The organism is Streptomyces corynorhini, assembly GCF_003346515.1.
GTDB classification, from domain to species: domain Bacteria; phylum Actinomycetota; class Actinomycetes; order Streptomycetales; family Streptomycetaceae; genus Streptomyces; species Streptomyces corynorhini.
In genome coordinates this window covers 1-3931 of sequence record NZ_QQNA01000414.1, presented here as the reverse complement: position 1 = coordinate 3931, position 3931 = coordinate 1, and the positions used below count along the sequence as shown (strand labels likewise).

Here is a 3931-nt window from a genome sequence, read left to right as displayed (position 1 = left end):
GGGGGGGGCGGGCGGGCGCGGTGAGTACGGGGGTGGTCACCGCCGGGTCCTGCGCGTAGTGCACGGTGATCAGTTCCGTCCTCACCGGCGGCGGGCCCAGGTCGATACGGGCGCGTCCGCTGATGATTTGCGCACGGGGCGAATCTATGTTCTCTAGGCGCTGTGTGACGAGGACGAGCCCCTGTTCCATCAGCTCAGTAAGTCCCATGACATGAACGAGCCTTTCCCGGACAGCGCACTAGAGGAACGGGCCCGAGAGTTTGCCGAGACTAAGCGGCACATGTGGGCCGACTGGTGACCACACCTTGACGTCAAGGTGTGCTCCCGACCCCCCGATGACCGACCCCGCCGTGGGTTCGAGCGTCGGGGGCTTCTTGCGTTTCCGGGGCACCTTCGAAGAAAGGCGTGGTATCCGGCCGACGTGGGGGTCCAGGGTGGGGCCAGCCCAGTGATCCCAGGGGTTTTCCGCACCTGCGATTCTTAGGCGACCGGGCTACCTAGTCACCGCTCGGGAGTGCTTTCAGTCCCTGGTAGGCCTCTCGCAGGTCTGACGCTTCCGGGAGCTGTCGCCGCTCAACAGCCTTGACAACTTCCAGCGCACGCCAGTGATTCGACGGGACGATACGGCCGGACAGTATGGCTCGCTGTGCTGCGTTGCACGCCTCATCCAGCCGGTCACCGCCGAGCAACGCAAGCGCCAAATCAATGTTCGCGGACGCCACACGACGCGGCCATTTCTCCACATCATCAGCGGGGGCGAGCCGCGCAATCACCTGTCGCGCGTAGCCCTCCGCTGCGGGATCTCCAACCCATGCCAGCGTCGTTGCTGTGTAGGCCAGTGCCTTACTTGGATCGTACTGATAGTGGTGTTCAGTGCCCTTGCGCGGGACGAGTAGAGCCGACATGCGCTGAACTCTTTCGATGGCCGCGTATGTTTCGGTCTCCTCCCCGAGCCGCGCCCTTGCCCTGCCCTCTTGTGCTGTCGCCTGGACGGCAACCGAACTCCCGGCCGGTGCTAGCCTCTGCGCGATCTGCGATAGCTCCAGTGCACGGCCATACTCGCCATCCGTGAGGACCCGCCAAGCGTCCGTCTCATAACACCACGCCTCAATCTCGCGATACTCCGCGTGCTGCGCGAGGGTGGCCGCTGTCTGCAAACGTGCTGTCGCCGCGTGTTCCTGGTTCAGATCGATATGCAGTGTGGCCCCCAAAAGTTGGAACCATCCACCGACCACGTAAAGGCGTCGCTGTTCCGCAAGAGTCATGCGCGCATCCATGAGATGTGAGACATAAGCGGAATGCTTCCTTACTCTTTCGAGCAAGTCTTTCGGCGGGGACACTGGGTATTTCATCGCCAATTCATCGAATGCACGTTCGAGACGGCCTAGCGTTTCCTTGCCCACGTCACTAGCGGATACGCGCCGAGCCAGTTCGAGCGCATCAAATTCGTCGTCACTATCTGACGATACGTCAGCAAGCCAGTTCGTACGTGCCTGCGGCGGAGCGTAGGCGTCCGGGACTAGCAGCGCGTCGAGTTCCCCCGCCGTGATCGACAGCGCCTTTGCGATCTTCGGGCGCTGCCAAGGTTGCGGGTCGTTCTTCCCGCTCTCCCAGCGCTGGACGGTTGACCGATCTACGCCGACCGCTTCCGCGAATTCCTCTTGATTGAGGCCGCACGCTTTCCGGCGCTCCGCCAACCTCCGCCGCCTACTGGTCATCGTGGCCGGTCTCCTCTCGGGAATGCGTCTGCCCTGGTCAGCGTATCCAGTGCGGCCAGCGTGCGGCAGGAGTGCGGCCTATCTGCTGTGGCCTCCACCTCTCAGTCACGCTTCCCTGAGCCAACACCGAGCAACATCAGCGGACTTGACGGGATGGCGACGATGGCGAGCACGACGACGGCAGACACCGACGCACGACAGTGGGAGTACACGACGTTCGCCCCCTCGGGTGAGACGTGCCCGGCTTGCATGAAGCCGATCAAGTCCCTTGAGCGCTGCCGACGCGGGGAGATCGAGCGGCAGGCCGGAGCCCCCGTCACGATCTACCGGCACATTGACTGCGCCGACCCGCAGGAGACCAAGCGGCGGGCGAGGCGGTGACTGCCCCCGTGAGGCTACAGAAACGCCGTACGCGACCTCTCCCCGAGCCTGAGCCAGTCAGCCTCCTAGACGCTCCCACCGGCCCGTACGCGGCCTCTCCGGCCGGTTGGTGGACCGAGGGCGGCGGAGCGCTGGACGTGCGTTCCGGGGTGGTCTACCTCCCGCCCGGTTCTCACCGTCCCCCGAACCCGTTCACGCAGCGCAATTGTGGGGGCCGGGAGTGAGGTTCGTCCGCCGCTTCAGGTGGTCGGTATTCGTGTTCGTCGTGGCGGCGCTCAGTACCGCGCTGCCCGTGCTGGCCGCAACTGGCCGCTTATGAACTCCCGCCCCTGCCGGACGTAACCGAACCCATTCGGAATCTCGGCAGGGGCGGGACATCAGACACCAACGGTCGTGAGGAGACGCACAATGAGCGCTGCCGAAAACCGACTCTTATTCGCATGGCTTGAGGTCACGGGACTCTGCAACGAGTTCTGTGATCACTGCTACGCAGACAGCGGACCCAAGGGCACACACGGAACCATGACCGTGCGGGACTGGTTGAACGTGATCGACCAGCTTGCCGACATGGGCACCCTGGACGTCCAGTTCATCGGCGGTGAGCCGACGCTCTACCCGAGTCTGCCCGCGCTGATCAAGCACGCTCACAGCCGGGGCCTCGGTATCGAGGTGTTCTCGAACATGACCCACATCCGCCCGGAACTGTGGGGCGCATTTCGGGAGTACGGTGTCAAGCTGGCCACGTCGTACTACTCGGACAGCGCCGAGGAACACGACGCGGTGACGCAACTCCGAGGAGCACACAAGAAGACTCGCACCAATGTGCAAAAGGCGCTTGCACTCGGTATCCCGCTGCGGGGCGGAGTGGTCGCAGTGCGGGACGGGCAGCGCGTCCAGGAAGCGGCGCAGGATCTCACGGCGCTTGGTGTCGGCACGGTCGGCGGAGACCGAACCCGCGCTTTCGGTCGGGCGAGCAATGGGGCCGCGCCGACTATCGCTGATCTGTGCGGGCATTGCGCACACGAGAAGTTCGCTATTGGCCCGACCGGCGATGTGTGGCCGTGCGTCCTCGGTCGGTTCCTGTCCATCGGCAACGTTCTGGAAAAGCCGATCTCCGAAATCTGGGGCGGCGCGCAGATGACCGACGTTGCGGCCGATATCGCGGCCGTCCACGGAGACGGTATCCAGTCGTGCACCCCGCCGCAGTTCCTCCCCATGTGCGGCCCCTGTGGCCCGTGCGTTCCCTCGGTCGGTCATTGCGACCCCAAGGACGCGGAGAGCGCGGCTACGATCGCTGCACCGGCCTAGCCCGCTAAATGCGAGGGAGCGCACAGATGGACGATCACGGAGACGACTTCGGCCCGTGGGGGTGGGAGAACGAGGGCAGCGCGATTCGGCGCAGCGAGGACGAGTGGCTGACCGTTGCGCGATACCTCCGCCACGCGGCAAACAAGCTCGGGCCGCAGCTCCCGCTATGCCTTCCTGGTGAGCCGAAGCAGTGCGGGCGGACAGCTCAACAGCACGTGATCGCTTGGGCTGCTCATCTCAAGGCGGTGTCTCATCACCTGATCGAGCAGGCCACCCCGAGCGAAGCCAGGGGCGCGCACGCTATCGGCCCGCTCTATCAGCGCCGTCTGTCTGAACTGCGCGCGTCCACCGCTGCGCCTCACTGACCACCCGCGCACCCTCTACCGGCCCCGTCCGTGCTGCCCCCGTGGCGCATGGGCGGGGTCTTCGCTGTTCATCCCCGCAGGTCAGAGCATCGCGGTAACCTATGGCTCTGTTGGTTCACGGGCAGGCGATGTCGCCCCGGGAACACCGGCGGCCCGCGC

The 3931-nt window shown here is 65.0% G+C and carries 4 protein-coding genes and 1 pseudogene; 3 read left to right on the top strand and 2 right to left on the bottom strand.

The features are described from left to right. Nucleotides 1-208, bottom strand: a pseudogene (locus tag DVH02_RS33750) (hypothetical protein); the annotation flags it as partial. 289 nt (nt 209-497) lie between these two features. Beyond that, nucleotides 498-1718 carry a helix-turn-helix transcriptional regulator gene (locus DVH02_RS33745; protein WP_114627642.1) on the bottom strand — a complete coding sequence of 407 codons (1221 nt, stop codon included), beginning with the start codon at nt 1716-1718 and terminating at the stop codon, nt 498-500. A 249-nt stretch (nt 1719-1967) separates the two neighbouring features. On the opposite strand from DVH02_RS33745, the gene DVH02_RS36880 reads away from it, so the two are divergent. The 3 genes from DVH02_RS36880 (at nt 1968) to DVH02_RS33730 (ending at nt 3772) form a co-directional block, all read left to right on the top strand. Continuing rightward, the gene (locus tag DVH02_RS36880; RefSeq protein ID WP_267899095.1) at nt 1968-2099 is read left to right on the top strand and encodes a hypothetical protein; all 132 of its coding nucleotides are present in this window, start codon (nt 1968-1970) and stop codon (nt 2097-2099) included. 408 nt (nt 2100-2507) lie between these two features. Then, a complete protein-coding gene (locus DVH02_RS33735; protein WP_114627640.1) occupies nt 2508-3407 on the top strand; it encodes a radical SAM protein in 900 nt (299 codons plus the stop codon). Between the two features lie 26 nt (nt 3408-3433). Further along, nucleotides 3434-3772, top strand: a complete 339-nt coding sequence (locus tag DVH02_RS33730; RefSeq protein ID WP_114627639.1) for a hypothetical protein — start codon at nt 3434-3436, stop codon at nt 3770-3772. Nucleotides 3773-3931: the final 159 nt, after the last annotated feature.